The sequence below is a fragment of the Methylobacterium sp. 17Sr1-1 genome, from assembly GCF_003173775.1.
GTDB lineage: Bacteria > Pseudomonadota > Alphaproteobacteria > Rhizobiales > Beijerinckiaceae > Methylobacterium.
Genome location: NZ_CP029552.1, coordinates 4,447,714 through 4,464,274, shown reverse-complemented (window position 1 = coordinate 4,464,274; position 16,561 = coordinate 4,447,714). Strand labels below are relative to the sequence as shown.

The 16,561-nt window shown below is 69.6% G+C and carries 15 protein-coding genes; 5 read left to right on the top strand and 10 right to left on the bottom strand.

The genetic code is table 11. The features are described from left to right. The first annotated feature begins 15 nt into the window (after positions 1–15). Positions 16–639, top strand: a complete 624-nt coding sequence (locus DK412_RS20165; RefSeq protein WP_109973403.1) for a transferase — start codon at positions 16–18, stop codon at positions 637–639. A 6-nt stretch (positions 640–645) separates the two neighbouring features. Here the strand turns inward: DK412_RS20165 and DK412_RS20160 are convergent, their stop codons facing one another. After that, positions 646–2,058, bottom strand: a complete 1,413-nt coding sequence (locus tag DK412_RS20160; protein ID WP_109973402.1) for an adenylate/guanylate cyclase domain-containing protein — start codon at positions 2,056–2,058, stop codon at positions 646–648. 545 nt (positions 2,059–2,603) lie between these two features. Between DK412_RS20160 and DK412_RS20155 the strand changes: the two genes are divergently transcribed. After that, complete coding sequence (locus DK412_RS20155; RefSeq protein WP_162596257.1) at positions 2,604–3,161, top strand: Crp/Fnr family transcriptional regulator; 558 nt, start codon at positions 2,604–2,606, stop codon at positions 3,159–3,161. 83 nt (positions 3,162–3,244) lie between these two features. Here DK412_RS20155 and DK412_RS20150 read toward each other — a convergent pair whose 3' ends face one another. The 4 genes from DK412_RS20150 to DK412_RS20135 all read right to left on the bottom strand — a co-directional run bounded on the left by DK412_RS20150 (position 3,245) and on the right by DK412_RS20135 (position 7,820). Further along, entirely contained in the window at positions 3,245–4,417 is a 1,173-nt protein-coding gene (locus DK412_RS20150) for a PAS domain S-box protein (RefSeq protein WP_162596256.1), read from the bottom strand. A gap of 378 nt (positions 4,418–4,795) precedes the next feature. Further along, on the bottom strand, positions 4,796–5,197 hold the full coding sequence (locus DK412_RS20145; protein WP_109975391.1) for a GNAT family N-acetyltransferase: 402 nt from the start codon (positions 5,195–5,197) through the stop codon (positions 4,796–4,798). 53 nt (positions 5,198–5,250) lie between these two features. After that, the gene (locus tag DK412_RS20140; protein WP_109973399.1) at positions 5,251–6,579 is read right to left on the bottom strand and encodes a 2-oxo acid dehydrogenase subunit E2; all 1,329 of its coding nucleotides are present in this window, start codon (positions 6,577–6,579) and stop codon (positions 5,251–5,253) included. Positions 6,580–6,707: 128 nt separating this feature from the next. Beyond that, positions 6,708–7,820, bottom strand: a complete 1,113-nt coding sequence (locus tag DK412_RS20135) for a DUF2336 domain-containing protein (RefSeq protein WP_109973398.1) — start codon at positions 7,818–7,820, stop codon at positions 6,708–6,710. A gap of 301 nt (positions 7,821–8,121) precedes the next feature. On the opposite strand from DK412_RS20135, the gene DK412_RS20130 reads away from it, so the two are divergent. Both DK412_RS20130 and DK412_RS20125 read left to right on the top strand, forming a co-directional pair. Next, positions 8,122–8,340: a hypothetical protein gene (locus DK412_RS20130; RefSeq protein ID WP_109973397.1), complete on the top strand. Its 219-nt coding sequence runs from the start codon at positions 8,122–8,124 to the stop codon at positions 8,338–8,340. Between the two features lie 16 nt (positions 8,341–8,356). Continuing rightward, the gene (locus DK412_RS20125) at positions 8,357–9,148 is read left to right on the top strand and encodes a hypothetical protein (RefSeq protein WP_109973396.1); all 792 of its coding nucleotides are present in this window, start codon (positions 8,357–8,359) and stop codon (positions 9,146–9,148) included. 158 nt (positions 9,149–9,306) lie between these two features. Here the strand turns inward: DK412_RS20125 and DK412_RS20120 are convergent, their stop codons facing one another. The 5 genes from DK412_RS20120 to DK412_RS20100 form a co-directional block, all read right to left on the bottom strand. Continuing rightward, the gene (locus DK412_RS20120) at positions 9,307–9,888 is read right to left on the bottom strand and encodes a hypothetical protein (protein ID WP_109973395.1); all 582 of its coding nucleotides are present in this window, start codon (positions 9,886–9,888) and stop codon (positions 9,307–9,309) included. Beyond that, the gene (locus DK412_RS20115; RefSeq protein ID WP_109973394.1) at positions 9,885–10,631 is read right to left on the bottom strand and encodes a DUF1214 domain-containing protein; all 747 of its coding nucleotides are present in this window, start codon (positions 10,629–10,631) and stop codon (positions 9,885–9,887) included. Before DK412_RS20115 ends, DK412_RS20120 begins: the two co-directional genes overlap by 4 nt. 145 nt (positions 10,632–10,776) lie before the next feature. Next, the gene (locus tag DK412_RS20110; protein WP_162596255.1) at positions 10,777–11,778 is read right to left on the bottom strand and encodes a glycosyltransferase family 2 protein; all 1,002 of its coding nucleotides are present in this window, start codon (positions 11,776–11,778) and stop codon (positions 10,777–10,779) included. Positions 11,779–12,144: 366 nt separating this feature from the next. Then, positions 12,145–13,332 (bottom strand): glycosyltransferase family 2 protein, encoded by a 1,188-nt coding sequence (locus DK412_RS20105; protein ID WP_162596254.1) that lies wholly within the window; start codon positions 13,330–13,332, stop codon positions 12,145–12,147. 20 nt (positions 13,333–13,352) lie between these two features. Beyond that, positions 13,353–15,518 (bottom strand): PBP1A family penicillin-binding protein, encoded by a 2,166-nt coding sequence (locus DK412_RS20100; protein WP_109975390.1) that lies wholly within the window; start codon positions 15,516–15,518, stop codon positions 13,353–13,355. A 310-nt stretch (positions 15,519–15,828) separates the two neighbouring features. Here DK412_RS20100 and DK412_RS20095 point away from each other — a divergent pair, with 310 nt between their 5' ends. Then, positions 15,829–16,371, top strand: coding sequence for a YcgN family cysteine cluster protein (locus tag DK412_RS20095; RefSeq protein ID WP_280953955.1), 543 nt, complete (start codon positions 15,829–15,831; stop codon positions 16,369–16,371). Positions 16,372–16,561 lie beyond the last annotated feature (190 nt).

Sequence of the window (16,561 nt, the reverse complement as noted above, 5' to 3'; positions counted from 1 at the left end):
TCGGCCGGGACCGCCATGAGCCTGCTCGTCCACTACATCCCGGCCTTCCCGGATGGCGCCCTCGCCGATCTCGCGAACGAGACGCCCTGGGCGCTCACCGCGGCGGCGCCGGCGATCGTCCGCCGGCTCCTCGACCGGCTCGGCGCGGATTTCTTCGTCGCCGACGAGGTCGCGGTGCATCGCAGCGCCCGCATCGAGCCCGGCGCGGTGCTCAAGGGCCCGCTCGTCGTCGGGCCGCGCTGCTTCATCGGCCACGGCGCGACCCTGCGGGGCGGCGCCTGGCTGGAAGAAGCCTGCACGATCGGGCCCGGCGCGGAACTCAAGGCCTCGTTCCTGTTCGCCGGCACGGCGCTCGCCCATCTCAACTTCGTCGGCGAGAGCGTGATCGGCCGTGACGTCAACCTCGAGGCCGGGGCCGTCATCGCCAACCATCGCAACGAGTGGCCCGGCGCCACGGTGGCGTTCCGGCACGACGGCGCCCTGATCGAGACGGGCCTGCCTAAGTTCGGCGCCCTCGTCGGCGACGGGGCGCGGCTCGGGGCGAATGCCGTCGTGGCCCCCGGCGCGATCTTACGCCCCGGCACGGTCGTGCCGCGCCTCGGGTTGGTCGATCACGGCGTCCCGCCGGACCTCAGGTGACGCGTCTCAGATCAGTTCCTGCACCGGCACCGGCTCGCCGATGCCGCGCAGGGACCGCAGCTCGGCCCGGGCCGTGATCCCGTTCTCGGTCAGGCAGCGGGCGGCCTCCGCGTGGCGCAGGACCGCGTCGGTGGCGAAGATGCCGCCGGCCGCCGCCAGCTGCTGCACCCGCGCCGCCACGTTCACGGTCTGCCCGAAATAGTCCTGGCGGTCGTTGAGGCTCACCGCGAGGCACGGTCCCTCGTGCAGGCCGATCTTGAGCACGAGGTCGTCGGCCCCGCGCTCCCGGTTCAGGGCCTGCATCGCCGCCCGCATGCGGAGCGCCGCCGCCACCGCCCGGTGCGGCGCCGGAAAGGTCGCCATCACGGCGTCGCCGATCGTCTTGACCACCGCCCCGCCCTCGGCGGCGACGATCTCGTGCAGGATGCGGAAATGCGCCCGCACCAGGTCGTAGGCGACGAGGTCGCCGACCCGGGCGTAGAGCTCGGTCGAGCCCTTCAGGTCGGTGAACAGGAAGGTCAGGCTCAGGATCTTGAGCCGCTGGTCGATGTCGAGCGTGTCGGTGCGGTAGAGATCGCGGAAGGTCTGGTTGCTGAGGAGCCGCTTGGCGGTGAGATAGGGCCTGCGCCCGCCGAGCAGAGCCTCGAGATCCGGACCGACGCGGAAGACCGCCGGCAGCACCCGCCCGCTGGTCCTGTTGTCGAGGGAGAGGCGCAAGGGGCCGGGGCGGAACGTGCTGTGCCCGGCGCTCGCCCGGGCGGCGTCGAAGACCAGGGCGAGGTCCTGGCGCTCCTGCGTCGGCTCGCCCTCGACCGCGAGGTTGTGGGCGGCGTGGGTGACGGGATCGAGCACGATCAGCGGCTCGGGCCCGAGCTGCAACGCCAGGATCATCCGCTCGCCGGCGCGCAGCTCGACCGTTTCGACGAGCGCCCGCTGCGCCAGCGCGGCGAGGTCCGCCGGCTCCGGAAACGCGAGGCCGGAGCCGAAGAAGACCTGGCGCTGGTAATCCCAGAAGCCGAGCCCGTCGGGATCGTGCGCGGCGATGCGCCGGATCCGCGGGCTCACCGTGAACGTCACCTCGACCGTGTCGTCGAGGACCGGCTCGCTGTCGAGGGCGCAGAAGGCGCAGTGATAGCCCGACGGCCTGACCCCGCGCAGGCTCGCCGGCGCCTCGATCACGCCGCCGCAGCTCGGGCACAGCACGTTCCAGGCCATTTCGAGGAGGCCGAGCCGCGCGCCGTGCAGGAGCGCGGCGATCACCGGCTCGTCGTCGAGGCCCGCTTCCGCCGCGAGATGCACGGCGTTGATCCGCGCCAGCTCCGCATCGGATCCGTGCCGGAGCAGGTGTTCCACGGCGCCGGCCGCCGCGGGCTCGGCCGTCCGGTGGAGTGCGGCGAGGAGGGCATCGCTCTCGTCCATTGCGGGAGTTTAGACCCGGGCGCGGGCGGCGGCAACGCGACGTCCGGTGGTCCCTCGGCGCCTCGACCTTGCGAACCTCCTCTTCCGCACGGAACAGCGGGCTCGGGGCCGACGCCCCCGGGCAACGGGGCAGGGCCGCTCTGCTTCGCCCTCCGGGATTCCGGGCCCGGACGGACGCCGCGGCTTCCGGAGCCTTCCCGCCGATCGGCGCGCGTCTTCATCCATCCGCACCTCACCAGGGGTCGCCGGTGTTAATGGTGTTAGCTGGCATGGCGTCAATATTCATCCAGGTTGAGGGGTGCGACGTCCGCCTGTTAGTGCTATGGTGAATTCTGCCAGTTCATGGGCCTGTATAGACAGTTGCGCATTAAAGCGGTGTCACGAAGCGGATGTCTCCCAATCCCCTGATCCAACGATTGGAGCATGCCGGCCCCCTGTCACAGGTGGAGCGAGACGCCCTTCAAGGTCTGTCTCGGAAGTCGCGCTACCTACGGTCGCGGGAAGACGTTGCGCACAGTGGGTCCGCTCAGGTCGTTCCTTTCATCATGGATGGAATCGCGTGCCGATATACGATCCGGCCCGACGGGCAGCGCCGCATCGTACATTTTCTTCTTCCGGGGGATTTCTACGATCTCCATGCGTCTGCGCACTTCGCTTCGGATTGGCACTTGGGCGCGTTGACGCGCTGCCTGGTTGTCGACGTGCAACGCCAGACTCTCGAGGACCTGGCGGTCAGGCACTCGGGTATTGCGCGGGGGTTGTGGTGGGCAACGCTCGTGGAATTGGAGACAGCGCGTGAATGGATCGTCAATGACAGCCGCCCGGCTGACAAGCGGTTGGGCCATTTGTTTTGTGAACTGCTATTTCGACTGCAGATGGTCGGCCTAGCGCAGGATAATAGTTATGATTTGCGCTTGACGCAAATCGATCTGGCAGATGCTATTGCCGTTTCTTTCGTGCATATGAATCGCATAATACAATCATTGCGCAGTAATGACTTGATAATATATCAGAGGGGTTATATAAAAATACCTGATTTTGGTCGATTGTGCGAATTTTCGGAATTCGAATCGACTTTTCTGCATGCGTCTCAAACCGCTTAGCCCATGCGCTCGCACGTGCTAGAGAGCTTCATGATCGCGCTGCAATCGCGAAGCTCTTTGGGTCTTTGATTCTGCCGCATTTTCTACGACGAACCGGCATCCACTTCGTCGGAAAATGCTCTAGAAAAAGGTATGCTCAACCGGTACGTCATGCCGCCGCGGGCAAAATCCAGCTTTGCCTTCGCGCCGAGGTCGCGAGGCAGTCGCGACTCCAGATAAGTCATGCCGTACCCTCTGCGTGTGGGCGAGCCCACCAGCTCCGAGGTTCCGCTTTCTACCCATTTGAAGATGATCCGGGGTGCGGACCCACGCGGCTCGACGCGCCACACGACCGTGACGGAGCCCTTCGCCTCTGACAATGCACCGAACTTGAGCGCGTTGGTTGCCAATTCGTGAATGCCGAGGCCGATCATCTCGGCGGTTCGTGGGTGAAGGTGGATTTTCGGCCCTTTGATCCGCACGCGATCTTCGCCCGGTGCGTCGAAGGCCAGCAACTCGTGTGTGATCAGCCATCCCAGTTCCAGACCAGGGGGGCCCGGTTGCATGGCCGCGTTCTTCAGACGGGCGAGCGCGCCGATGCGGCCGTCGAGGTGCATCATGTAGTCTTCGGCTGTTTCGTGGGTTTCGGCCGTTCGGCGTGCGATGGAGCGCACGGTGGCGAGAGTGTCGCGCACCTGCCTCTGCAGGTCGCGCGTATCGGGCGCATCCCGGTCTCCGAGCCGGCCCGCATCGTCGGACGGTCGAAGCGCTCCATTCAGTCGCGCGGCCGCTTGACCGGTGATCTGGCGGACACGGTGCACTCCCTGCTCCGGCTGTGCGTCAAGTGCTGTGTCCGACGCGATCTCGCGTTGGAGGGCGACCCAGTGCGTCAGTTCTCCCGCTTGATTGCGCAGTGGCGTGATGTGCCAGTAGAGACGGTAGCTCGTGCCGTCCTTGCGATAATTGATGCTGCTGCCCTGAAAGGCTTCCCGCGTCTCCAAATCAAATCGCAGGCGATCCAGCAACGCGCGGTCGGTCAACGGACCCTGCAGAATGCGCGGCGTCTTTCCAAGAACTTCATCAGCTGAGTAGCCTGTCAATCGGGAGAATGCCGGATTGACGTACTCGATATGCGGCCCGGGGCGGTCAAGCTGTGCATCTGTAATAATGACTGCTTCCCCGATCGCATCCAGCGCCGTTCGAAAAAGCGGAAAATCTCTCTGAAGTGAGCGACATCTCGCATCAATGTCGTTGATATGCTCTTCTTCAGGTGCCATTTTACTATTTTGGCCAGATATTTTCGTGCATTCTGCACGCAACCGCACAATGGTTTCGCGAGGCATTCTCAGCAGAAGGCTCGCGAAGACTGATTTATCAAATGTCGGTACTGAGAATATTAACGAATGTAAAGGCTCGAAACAGCATCGGGTTACATAGCCCATGCACCGCCTGGCACGGCCATGCCGGCGGTCCCGGTCCAGCACAGACGTTTCGTCGAACAAGCCCCGGATGCACCCTGTCCGGCACGGAGCCGACCTGCATCGGCGATTCGTCCGGCTTCCGGCTCCGACTTCCGACAGCCCTGCGCGGTCCGTCGGACCGGGCTCGGAACCTTCTTTCCACGCGGGGAAAGGAGGCGGCCCGTGCGGCCGGTCTCACCCGCCGAGCGCCGCCAGTGCCTCCCCGTCCAGCCGGAAGAACACCTTGTCGGGCTTCTGTGCCGCCCCGAGCCCCTCGTAGAACGCGAGCAGCGCCGGCTTGCCGGCATCCGCCGTCCAGTCGACGCGCTTCAGCCCGCGCGCCACGGCCTCTCCCGCCACCGCCCGCACCAGGGCGCGGCCGTGGCCGGCGCCGCGATGGGCGGCGCCGACGAACAGCTCCTTCAGGAACAGGCCGCCCGCGAGACCCGGGCCGGGATAGATCGCCGGGAACGCCGCGAAGCCGGCGAGGTCCCCGCCCTCCTCCGCCACCAGGATCTCGGTGCCGGCCGGGCGCCCGGCGAGCGCCGCCTCGATCTCTTCCCGAGGCGGGCACGCCACGGCGTAGTAGGCCTGCATCTCCTCGAACAAACGCGCCAGGGCCGGGTAATCGGCCGGGTCGGCCGCCCGGATCACAGGGCGCCCCGGCGCAGGTCGGTGAGCACCGCGGCGAGGTGCGAGAGGAAGCGGGCCGCCGCCGCGCCGTCCACCGCCCGGTGGTCCCAGGACAGGCTCAAGGGCAGGATCAGCCGCGGCTGGAAGGTGCTGCCGTCCCAGACCGGCTCGATGCGCGAGCGCGCGGCCCCCAGGATCGCCACCTCGGGGGCGTTGATGATCGGCGTGAAGCCGTCGCCGCCGATGCCGCCGAGCGACGAGACCGAGAAGCCGCCGCCCTGCATCGCGGCGGGGGGCAGGGTGCCGGAGCGGGCCTGCTCGGCGAGCTCCCCCATCTCCTGGGCGATCTCGACGAGGCCCTTGCGGTCGCAGTCGCGCACCACCGGCACCAGGAGGCCCCGCGGCGTGTCGACCGCGAAGCCGACATGGACATAATCCTTCAGGATCAGGGCATCGCCGTCGAGCGCCGCGTTGAAGCGCGGATAGGCCCGGAGCGCGGCGGCGGCGGCCTTGATCAGGATCGCCACCATCGTGACCTTGTGGGCGCCGGGCCGGCCGGCGCCGTTCAGCTCGCGCCTCAGCGCCTCGGTCTCGGTGACGTCGGCGTGGTCGAAATTGGTGACGTGCGGGATCGTCAGCCAGTTGCGGGCGAGCGCCTGGCCGGAGATCTGCTGGATGCGCGACAGGGACTCCCGCCGCACCGGGCCGAACTTGGCGTGGTCGACCTGCGGCCAGGCCGGCAGGCCGGCGCCGATCCCGGTGGGGGCCGGAGCGGGCGGTGGGGCGGCGGCCGGCGGGGTAGCGGGGGAGGGGGCCGCCATCTGGCCGCGGACGAAGGCCAGCACGTCCTCGCGCAGGATGCGCCCCTGCGGGCCGGTGCCGGGAATGCCCGCCAGATCGACGCCGAGCTCGCGCGCGTAGGCGCGCACGGAGGGCGTGGCGTGGGCGGCGGAGGTGGCGGGGGCTTCGGCCTTGGCGGGGGCTTCGGACGTGGCGGAGGTCCCGGGCGCGACCGGCGCGGGAGCCGCCGCTGCCGCCGGGGCCGGGCTCGGCGCCGGTTCGGGGGCCGCCGAGGCCGCGGCGGGCAGCGGTGCGGCGGCCTCGCCGGAGGTGTCGACCATCAGGATCGGCGTGCCCTGCGACACCCGCGTGCCCGGCGCCACCAGGATCTCCGCCACCACTCCCGCCACCGGCGAGGGGACCTCCATGGTGGCCTTGTCGGATTCGATGCTGATCAGGAGGTCGTCGACGGCGATCCGGTCCCCGGGCTTGACCAGGATCTCGACCACCGGGACGTCCTTGAAGTCGCCGATATCGGGCAGGGCGACCGGCAGGCTGGCACTCACGAGGCTCTCCCCGAGACGGTTCTCGTTGTCCCGTCGCGCGCCACCCCGTCGCGGGCGGCGCAGCATCCGGAGCGCCACGCCTAGAGCATTTCGCGACCGGGGGGAAACCGTCGTGCTCGGCCTGAGATCTATCGCGCCTTGCGGGTCCGTTCCGGAAGGGCCGGGCGCAAGGAGGGGGCGGCGGCCGGGCGCAGGCGCGGCGAGGCCGGGCCGTGGGCCGGGCGGTGCTGCTCGGGGGTGGCGCCGTGCAGGGTCCCGTCGCTGCCGAGGATCGAGGCGACGAGGTCGCGGGCGGTGGCGGCGTCCATGGCGCGAAACAGCTCGGTCAGGCCGAACACCGCCTCGACCGAGCGGGCGATGGAGGGATCGAGGCGCAGGAAGATGAACACCGCCTCCTCCTCGGCGAGGTCGGCGGCGCGCAGGGCGAGCGCCAGGAGGTCGCGCCGCTCCGGCTCGGTGGCGCGGAAGCTCACCCCCGGCATGCCCAGTGCCTCGCCGAGCGCCACCTCGAACCGCTCCGGCTCGCCGCGGGCGGCGAACGCGGTGAGCGCGGCGCCGGCCGCCCGCATGCCGGCCCGCCCCTGCGGCCGCAGGGCCGCGCGGGCGGCGACGCCGTCGCGGATCGCCGCCCGGCGCTCACGGTCCGCCTGGAGGTAGAGCGGCGCGAGGTCGACCGCCGGCAGGTCGTGGCGGGCGAGGAGCAGGGCGGCCAGGTCCGGCCGCCGGCGCGCCCGCTCGACCAGCCGCTCCAGGGCGGCGCCGGAGAGCGGCGCGGTCGCGTTGCGGGCGAGCGCGATGTCGACGTCCGGCTCGTCGCGCTGGCTCAGGTCGTCGACGAGGGCCCGGCCGAGATCGTGCCGCAGGGCGATGACCGCGTCGAGCTCCGGCCCGTTGCCGGCGGCGTCGAGCAGCGCCGTCGACAGGACCGGGCTCAAGGCCAGCACCGCGTCGCGGGCGCCGCCGCCATGGGCGGCGAGCAGCGTCAGCACGCTCTGGGGCGTGTCGGCGAGGGGCGCCAGCTTCTGGGCGACGATCTCGGCGGTGGCGGAATCGACCGTCGGGATCAGCCCGCAGGCGAGTGACTCGAAGGCCCGGATCGTCGCGACGTCCCGCACGGGGGCGGCGCGAAAGAGGTCCGTCTGCACCCGCAGCAGGACCGGTTTCATGTCGAGACGCCGGTCTCGCGCGAGGTCGAGAAGGCCGGAGAGGTCCGGCGGAGCGTCGGCGGCGGAGCGGGCCATGGGCGATCGGGTACGCAGGACTGAAGACGACCCGGAGAATGCCGGGGCTTGCGTAAAGCGACGCTTAAGGCTGCGGAGAGCGGCCGGTTCCGGGCCTGGGGACAGCGGGGATCGGGCGCCGGTCCGGTCACCGATGGTTTACGCGGCAGGCCGGGCGGGCCTCCGGACACGGTGAGACGGGGGAGCATTGGAAACAATCCATTAACCATGCGCGTGGTTTCGTCCCTCCCGTGAGGTCGCGATGGGTGGCGGTCCCGGAGGGACGTGCCGGAGGGACTTAGGCGGAGGCGGGAGAGCACACATGGTCGGCCCACAGCGGCGTCCCTCGGCGGACATCATCCCGTTCCCGCGCCCCGCGGCGCGCCCGGGCGCGGTCGCCGGCGGTTCGGCCGATTCCCATCCGGCGGACGCGGTCCGCGGCACGATTCTGCTGTTCACGGGAGTGCGCTATGAGAGGCTGCCCGATCCCGCCGAGCCCGTCCTGCCTGCGCCCGCGCCCGAGCGGCGCTGCCGGCGCTGAGGTCCCGCGCCGCCCCATGCCGCGCCGTACCCTCCCGTTCGTCGCGCCGCTCGCCGGCGCCCTCATCGCCGTGCCGCTGGTGGCAGCCTGCGTCCAGCAGGGCGATTTCGGCCGCCCGGCGCCCACCGCCTGGAACAGCCTGATCGACGCCGCCGGCACGTTCGCGGCGCACGAGCGCGGCGAGCCGGCCTCGTTGTTTCCCTTCACGGAGGACGAGCGGGCGCTGCGCGATCGCGCCTGGCGCTTCCTGATGCCGGCCCGGGAGCGCAGCGTCTTCGACGCCGCCCTCAACAACCTCACCCGCGCCCGGGTGCTGCCGGTGGGCTGGCGCCCCGCCGATCCGGCGGCCTACCTCGAGGCGATCACCAGCGGGCCGTTCCGCTCGGTCGTCTCGCGCTACCGGCGCCTCTCCGACGACCTGGTGGCGGATGGCCGCCTCGTCCCCGCCTTCGCCGAGACGGCGTCGCGGGTGGTGCGGGCGGACCTGACGCGGCTGCAGAGCCTGCCCTTCATCACCACCCTCGACGACCGCGACGTGCGCAGCGCCGCGATGCGGGTGGCGGAGAACCGCTGCCTCATCGCCTGGGTGCGGCGCGAGACGGCGGCGCGCTCCGCCTCCTACCGCTACGCCCTCGAACACCTGCTGATCGCCGCCCCCGAGGACGAGGCGGTGGCGACCGAGCGGGCCCTCGCCTTCCTGGATTCGCGCCGGACCCTGCTCGACCCGCTGCTGCCGGCGGATGCCGAGGCGCGCTGCGGCCTCGTGCCCGCGGAACCGGGCGAGGTGGTGCTGGTGCGCAAGGGATGATACCGCCGCACCCTCGAACGGATCCGTTCGAAGGCGCTGGCTAAGCCCGAACGGGCGTCGGCGCTGATGCGCCGGACGCCGTGGCATCGACGTGTCGATGCCACGACGCAAGGGATGAGAGATCGTCTCCCGAACGCGGAGATCGGGAGACGATCGCCCTACTCGTCCGGCCCGTCGATGGTGCAGGAGACCGAGCGGGCGGCCTCGTTGGCCTGGGCCTGCTGGCTCGGCAGGGCGGCGAGCACCCGCACGCTGACGAAGCCCTGCCGGCTCGGTGCGACGATGCGCACGTCGCGATTGCGCTCGTCCTCGTCGGCGGTGGCGAGCGCCTCGTCGAACTGGCGCCGGGTCATGATGACGAGCTCGACCGTGCCACGCACGGCCGCCTGGTCGGTGATGGCGTAGTAGGCGCCGCTGCGCCCGTGGAGCGCGATCGTCTCGACGAGCGGGCCGGTCTCGGCGGTGATCCGCACCGGCCCGTCGTCGAGGTCGTAGGCGCAGACGCCCACCGCCACCGCGGGGTCCTGCGGCGGCAGCCAGCCCTCCGCCGCCTCGGCCGGTCCCCCGACTTCGGCCGCGTGGATCAGCACCGAGGTGTCGTTGGCGAGCGTCGCGCGCGAACGCGCCAGGGCGTCGCCGGCGGCGAGGTAGGGGATCGCCAGCACCGTCGCGACGTGCACGAGCCCGGCCAGGACGAGGCCGCACAGGGTGGCGAGGATGAAGCGGCCGAGCGGCGTCACGGGCAATCCTCCCGGGTGATCGAGGGCACGCCCTCGCGTTCGAGCACGCCGGTGCTCGCCGCCACCGGCGTATCGTAGAGGCGCAGCACCAGCCGGATCGAGCCGTCGCCCCCGGGCATCGGAAGCCAGTTGCCGGGTTGCACGGCCGGGCTCAGGATCACCGCGAAGCGGCCGTCGCGGTCGCGCAGGACCTCCGTGGAGGTGAAGCCGGTGCGCGCCGGCGGCACGGCGCCTCCTTGCGCCGGGCGATCGGCCGCGTCCTTGGCTGCTTCCCGGGCCGCCTCCTTGGCATGCCCGCGCCGCTCCACCGTCAGGGTCCAGGCCCGGGCCGGGGGCGTGGCGCCGGCGATGCGGTAGCGGCAGGAGGGATCGAGCCTGCGCCCGGCATCGTCGGTGAGCGCGGTGAGGAGCAGGCCTTCCCCGAGGGCCAGCGGCACCTCGCCGGTCCGGGCGTGGATCGCCCGCACGTAGGGGTCGGCGTCGCGCGAGCCGATCTTCGGCCAGGCGGTCCAGGCATTCAGGGTGACGCCCCCGAACGGGTAGCGCCCCCGCGTCGCCCAGTTGGCGCTGGCGAGGCCTAAGGCCGCACCGAGCGCGAGGGCGTAGACCACCAGCCCGACAGTCCCGAATCCGCGCCCGACCCCGCGCAGGTGCGACGCCCGCCGCAGCAGCCGCGGCAGGGATCGGGGCCGGAGGGGCGCGGCGCGCCCGGCGGCCGGAGGGGCGACTTTCTCGATCAGCATCGTGGGGCCGTGTCTAGCCCAGGTCGGGCGGAGCCCGAACGGGTTTTTTCGCCGAACGGCTATCGCCGGGCAGGAGACGGAAGACCCGGGATCCGACGGATCGGACCGCGGGCCCTCCGCGGCGATCCGCGGCGCAGGGCGAGCGTCATCGCGTCAGCCGCTCGTACTCGGCGTCGAAGGCGGCTTCGAACATGCGGATCTTGAAATCCGAGGTTTCATTTCTGTCGAGGACGTCGAATCGTTCTCGTGAATGGTCGCGCGGTCCGCTTCCGGCGTAATTGGCATCGCCGCGCCGCATGCGCTGGGCAAATTCTTCATAGGTTTTGCATTGATAGTGATTGATCTGGATCGTGTCGTGAACTGTCCGGGTGCCGATACCGGGGTAATGCAGCGCGAACTCGTTGAAATCGGAGAGCGTCCTGCGGCCCTTCGACGTTCCCGCGTCGTGAACATGAACATCCGTCGTCAGGGCGGTCCGGGTGAAAGTCTTGAAATGGTTGTGATTGCCCCAGCCCAAGTCGGCACCCTGAAAAAACGTCTTAGTCACGAAGTCGTAATCCGCGGATGTCCGTCCGCCGGAGCCGAAATTCCGCCAGTTGATGTGAACGCTCGCGACATCGTCCGGAACGCGATCGAGGAAATGGTGGATATGGCCGTCGGCGAAGGGCAGGAGAAACTCGTCGATGTCGAGAAAAATGACCCAGGGCGTCGTCACGATGCTCAAGGAATGCGTGTAGGCGGTGATCTGGGGCGAGGTGCCGGGTACGGACGGCCACCGTATCAGGGCGACCCGTGGATCCCGCCGTGAAAGACGCGAGACGATCCGGTCGGTGTCGTCGGTGCTGTCGTTCGAGAAGATCAGGATGCGATCGAAGCCGATCGCGAGATTCCAGGCGATCCACTCCGTGATGTACCGGCCTTCATCTTTCGCGATGGCCACGACGGTCGCGACACCCGGTGCCCGCTCGGGCGGGCTCACGATCGCCGAAAGCCGGTCGCGAATCCGGTGCGACCACGTCGGTGCGTGACCGTGTTCCGAGGTGGACCAGGCGCGGTCGAGGAGGTGGGTCCGGATTCGCTGCGCCAGGGGCGTCGCGAGAAGGCGGTCCAGCCACCGATCATGCTCGCGCTGTGTCGTCAGTTTCAAAGCCGATGAACCGTAAGGTAATCCGGAGGGGTTCTCGACGACGATCGAGGTTGCGCCCGCCTGGTTCAGTTCAGGCGATCGCAGAGCATTTTCCGGGAAAGTGCATACGGGTTCTGTGAAGGAAATGTGACAAAATCGCGGTCGCGGACTCGAAGATCTGACACGCCCCCGATCCGAGCACGACCGGCCCGTGCTCCGGGGCATGATCCGGTTATTACGCCTTGTTTCTGCGCTGGATTTCGGGGCGCGCCGGAATTTTTTCCTCTCGCCGACATCCGCTTGGTCAGGTGAGGCCCGGGTGAAAATGCCGGTGCATCGTCACGGGCGTCTCGCTGGACGCCGCGAGAGCCGCGCCGTCGGCGACGCTCACAGGATCCGGCCGTGCTGCGACCCCCATTGCTCGACCAGCTGCCGGACCGACGCGCTCGAATCGATCAGCCGGCCGTGCTGCTCGGCCAAGTCCGCGAGGTATCCCATGAGGCTCCTGACGGCGATCATGTCGTCCTCGACGCGCGGCGTGTATCGCAGTTCGCCGCCATGGTAGCGCGTCGGATCCTCGACGAGGTCCGGGTGCTCGTTCTTGTGGGTCATGAACCACTCGCTCTTGAGGAGCGCTTCGGGCCGGTCCTTGAGGATCTCGAACGGCCCGCGATAGTGGGAGCTCGCGCCGGCCTTGAGGGCGACCTCGCCCGCGGCGAGGACCTTCGCCCAGCCCCGCACGAACTTCACCACCAGCTGGAACGGCGAGCGCTCCGAGTAGTGGGCCAGCCAGATCCTGGTCTCGGTGATCTGCTCGCGCACCTCGGACCCGCGGCAGAAGACGTGGTGCGACCCGTTGTCGATCATGATCTCGTCGTGACGAATCTTCGCGCTCACGATCACCTTGCAGGTGTCGCTCGGCGCGTGACGCTTGACCATGCGACGCGGGACGATCATTTCATCCTTGTTGTCCTGCCGCGTGTATTGATAGTTGACCATCGGGATCTTGACGCACTGGACCGGGCTGCCGCTCCGCTCCAGGGCCTCGAAGTATTGATGAAACGACATCCCGAGATGACGATCGTCGAGGAACTCGTCGGCGTCCAGGAAGATGACCCAGTCGGCCCGGTGGTTGTCGACCGCTTCCTTGTACAGAAACGTATTGAACTCGCGCTCGTTGTAATGCACGGACTTGTTCTGGAAGACGGTGATCGGCAATCCCTCGGCCTGCAGGGACCGCAGGATGTCGAGCGTGCCGTCGTTGCTGCCGTTGTCGATGAAGATGTGATGGCCGGCAAACAGGGCCGTGTGCCGCGTGAAGGCCTCGACGATGTCCGCCTCGTCGAGGATGCGGGTGACCGCCACGTACTTCATGGGCTTCCCTTTCGTGCGGCCCTGGACGGCGGAGGAGACTATCATCGCGTGCCGGAGCCGGTCGACGTGGCCTCGTCGCTCGGCCCGGCCAGGGGATTGGCCGGGCGCATGTCGGCCGCCGCGGAACTGTGCGGGCGAGGTACCGAACGGCGCCGTTGTGCGGATCGTCACGGCGAAGGTCAAGGCGCGGCGCTCGGGCACCGCGCGGGACGTCCCCGGCGTTACCGCACCGACGACCGTTCGGCCGTGCCGCTTCCCACCGTGTTGAACGCCGCCCGTCCCGGGGTCGGGCTCTCGACCGAGCGGAACAGGGTGCCCAGTCCCCCCAGCACCTCGAAGGAGCGCCGCGACAGGGCGCCGGCCGGCGCGCCGGGGGGCGGGGTGGTCGGGGCGGGGCCCTGGGCGCTGCGAACGACGGCCTTGTCCGACTCGAAGCCCGGCATCGGCTTGATCTCGATGCCCTGGTGGGCCGGCGCCATCACCTCGTGGAAGGTGATCGCCGGCAGCGAGCCGCCGGTCAGGTTCTTGGTCGAGGAATGGTCGTCGTTGCCGTACCAGACGGCGGTCACGAGGTTGCCGGTATAGCCGACGAACCAGGCATCCCGGTAGGCGTTGGTGGTGCCCGACTTGCCGGCGGTGCGCACGCCCTCCACCGCCGCCTTGCGGCCGGTGCCCTCGTCGACGACCTTGTTCAGCATGATGTTCATGTCGGCGACGACCCGGGTCGAGAGCAGCTGCTCGGGCGGCGCCTCGCTGGCGTCGTGGCGGTAGATCACCTCGCCGGCGCCGGTGCGGATCTCGGTCGCCGCGTAGGGCTTGGCCCGGCGGCCGCCATTGGCGAAGACCGAGTAGCCGGCGGCCTGGTCGAGCACCGTCACCTCGGCCGAGCCGATCGGCAGCGAGACCGAGTCGACCAGGTTCGAGGTGATGCCCATCTTGTGGGCGAGCTCGATGATCTTGGCCCGGCCGAGCTTGGCCGCCCGGGCGTCGTGGGTCTCGCCCAGTTGCTTGCCCATGGCGATCGAGAACTGCACCGGGATGGTGTTGATCGATTTCGCCACCGCCACCCACAACGGCACGGTGCCGGCGAAGGAGCGGCCATAGTTCGCCGGGCACCAGTTGCCGATGCAGACCGGCCGGTCGACGACCTTGCTCTCGGGCCGCCACTGCCCGGTGGCGAGGGCCGCGGCGTAGACGTAGGGCTTGAAGGACGAGCCGGGCTGGCGGAGCGCGTCGGTGGCGCGGTTGAACTGGCTCTGGCCGTAATCGGCCCCGCCGACCATCGCCCGCACGGCACCGTCGGGGTCCATGGTCACGAGGGCCGCCTGCTCGACGTCGAAGGCGTCGCCGAACTGGCGCAGCACGTTCTCCACCGCCTGGTCGGCCCGCTTCTGGATCGCGAGGTCGAGCGGGGTCTTCACGACCAGCACCCGCTCCTTCTTCAGCTTGCCCTCGTCGACGAGCTTCTTGATCTCGTTGAAGGCCCAATCGAGGTAGTAATCGGCGCTGATGTCGCGCGAGCGGGTCACCGGGGTCGCCGGGTTGCGCAGGGCCGACTGGATCTGGCCTTCCGTCAGGTAGCCCGCCTCGACCATGTTGTGCAGCACGTCCGCCGCGCGGGCACGCGCCGCCGGCAGGTTGACGTGGGGCGCGTACTTCGTCGGCGCCTTGAACAGGCCGGCCAGCATGGCCGCCTCCGGCAGGGTGATGTCCTTGAGGTTCTTGCCGAAATAGTAATCCGCCGCCGCCGCCGCCCCGAAGGTGCCGCCGCCCATATAGGCCCGGTCGAGATAGAGCTTCAGGATCTCGTTCTTGGTCAGGTGGCATTCGAGCCAGAGGGCCAGGAACGCCTCGTTGACCTTGCGCTCGAGCGAGCGCTCGTTCGACAGGAACAGGTTCTTGGCGAGCTGCTGGGTCAGCGAGGAGCCGCCCTGGACGTGGCCGCCGCCGCGGGCGTTCACCGTCACGGCGCGCAGGGTCCCGATCGGGTCGATGCCCCAGTGCTCGTAGAAGCGCCGGTCCTCGGTCGAGATCAGCGCCTTGACCAGGATGTCGGGAAACTCGTCGATGCGCAGCGAGTCGTCGTGCTTGATGCCGCGCCGCCCGACCTCGGTGCCGTAGCGGTCGAGGAAGGTCACGGCGAGGTCCGGCGCCTTCAGCCAGTTCTCGCTGGTCTGGTTGAAGGCCGACTGGGCGAGCGTCAGCATCACGACGCCGCCGACGAGGCCGAGCGTCACGCCCTCGCTCGCGAGGTCGAGCGCCAGGCGCTTGACGCCCCGCACCCGGAAGCGACGCTGGAACCGCTCCGCGAAGCGCCCATAGGCCTCGCCGAACGAGCGGCCGCCGTTGTAGAGGCCGTCATTCAGCCAGGCGTCGAAGCCGAGCATCCCGTGGGACAGGCGGGTCCGGAGCTTGGTCAGCCGGTCGGCGGGCTGGTTCTCGGGCACGGCAGCAATCCTCGGGATGGCGCAATTCGTCGGTCTAGCAAGCCTCGCATCCTAGCGCGAGACGGTCAGCCGTTCGCAGGCTTCCAAGGCCTATATGGGGCGCTTCTGCGCCGACACGACGTCGCAGGATTGCGTAAGCCGGTCCGGCCGTGCTTGCCCGCGGGCCCCGGGCGCGGCAGAGGAGGGGGCTTCCATCCCCGAAATCCCCACCCGCGCCGTCGCGCCGGCGCCTCGAGAGCCTTGGATCACCGTGGCCGAAGCCCGCAGCAAGCCCCCGCGCCCGCCCGCCTCGCTGAAGGCCGCGACCCCGTTCTGGCGCGAGAAGAGCCTGGAGGCGATGTCCCCGGAGGAGTGGGAGAGCCTGTGCGACGGCTGCGGCCGCTGCTGCCTGCTCAAGCTCGAGGACGAGGATTCGGGCGAGATCCACTACACCGATATCGGCTGCACGCTGCTCGATGCCGGCACCTGCCGCTGCCGCGACTACGCCCGGCGCCAGCGCAGGGTGCCCGATTGCGTGCGGCTGACGCCCGAGGCGGTGCGCACCCTGCCGTGGCTGCCGCCGACCTGCGGCTACCGCCTGGTGCGGGACGGGCACGACCTGCCCTGGTGGCATCCCCTGGTCTCCGGCACCCGGCGCACCGTGCACGAGGCCGGCATCTCGGTCCGCGGCCGGGTCAGCGGCACCGAGGAGGAGTTCGAGACCGAGGAACTGCCGGACCGCATCGTCGACTGGCCGGGCCAGGATCCCCAGAGTGAGGATCCGGCGGGCGGGGATCGGCAAGGCGGGGCCTGAACGACGCTCACCTCGCCGGCCGAGCGCCGGGTCGACCTCAGGACCGCCCGAGCCGCCGCGCAGCCAGCGCTGGCACGGGGCTTGCTAGCTTCCTGCGGACGCTCATGGGCGTTTCCTCCCTGACTTGGGGCCCCGCCGCGGTTCTCGCGCGGGGCCTCCCTTCGTTCACGACCGTTGCCATCGGGCGCGG

Coding starts and splice junctions, on each gene's coding strand:
- DK412_RS20155 (WP_162596257.1), top strand. CDS start 2,604: ATGGATGGAATCGCGTGCCGATATACGATCCGGCCCGACGGGCAGCGC.
- DK412_RS20160 (WP_109973402.1), bottom strand. CDS start 2,058: ATGGACGAGAGCGATGCCCTCCTCGCCGCACTCCACCGGACGGCCGAG.
- DK412_RS20165 (WP_109973403.1), top strand. CDS start 16: ATGAGCCTGCTCGTCCACTACATCCCGGCCTTCCCGGATGGCGCCCTC.
- DK412_RS20115 (WP_109973394.1), bottom strand. CDS start 10,631: ATGCTGATCGAGAAAGTCGCCCCTCCGGCCGCCGGGCGCGCCGCGCCC.
- DK412_RS20130 (WP_109973397.1), top strand. CDS start 8,122: ATGGTCGGCCCACAGCGGCGTCCCTCGGCGGACATCATCCCGTTCCCG.
- DK412_RS20125 (WP_109973396.1), top strand. CDS start 8,357: ATGCCGCGCCGTACCCTCCCGTTCGTCGCGCCGCTCGCCGGCGCCCTC.
- DK412_RS20135 (WP_109973398.1), bottom strand. CDS start 7,820: ATGGCCCGCTCCGCCGCCGACGCTCCGCCGGACCTCTCCGGCCTTCTC.
- DK412_RS20145 (WP_109975391.1), bottom strand. CDS start 5,197: ATGCAGGCCTACTACGCCGTGGCGTGCCCGCCTCGGGAAGAGATCGAG.
- DK412_RS20100 (WP_109975390.1), bottom strand. CDS start 15,518: ATGCTCGGCTTCGACGCCTGGCTGAATGACGGCCTCTACAACGGCGGC.
- DK412_RS20150 (WP_162596256.1), bottom strand. CDS start 4,417: ATGGCACCTGAAGAAGAGCATATCAACGACATTGATGCGAGATGTCGC.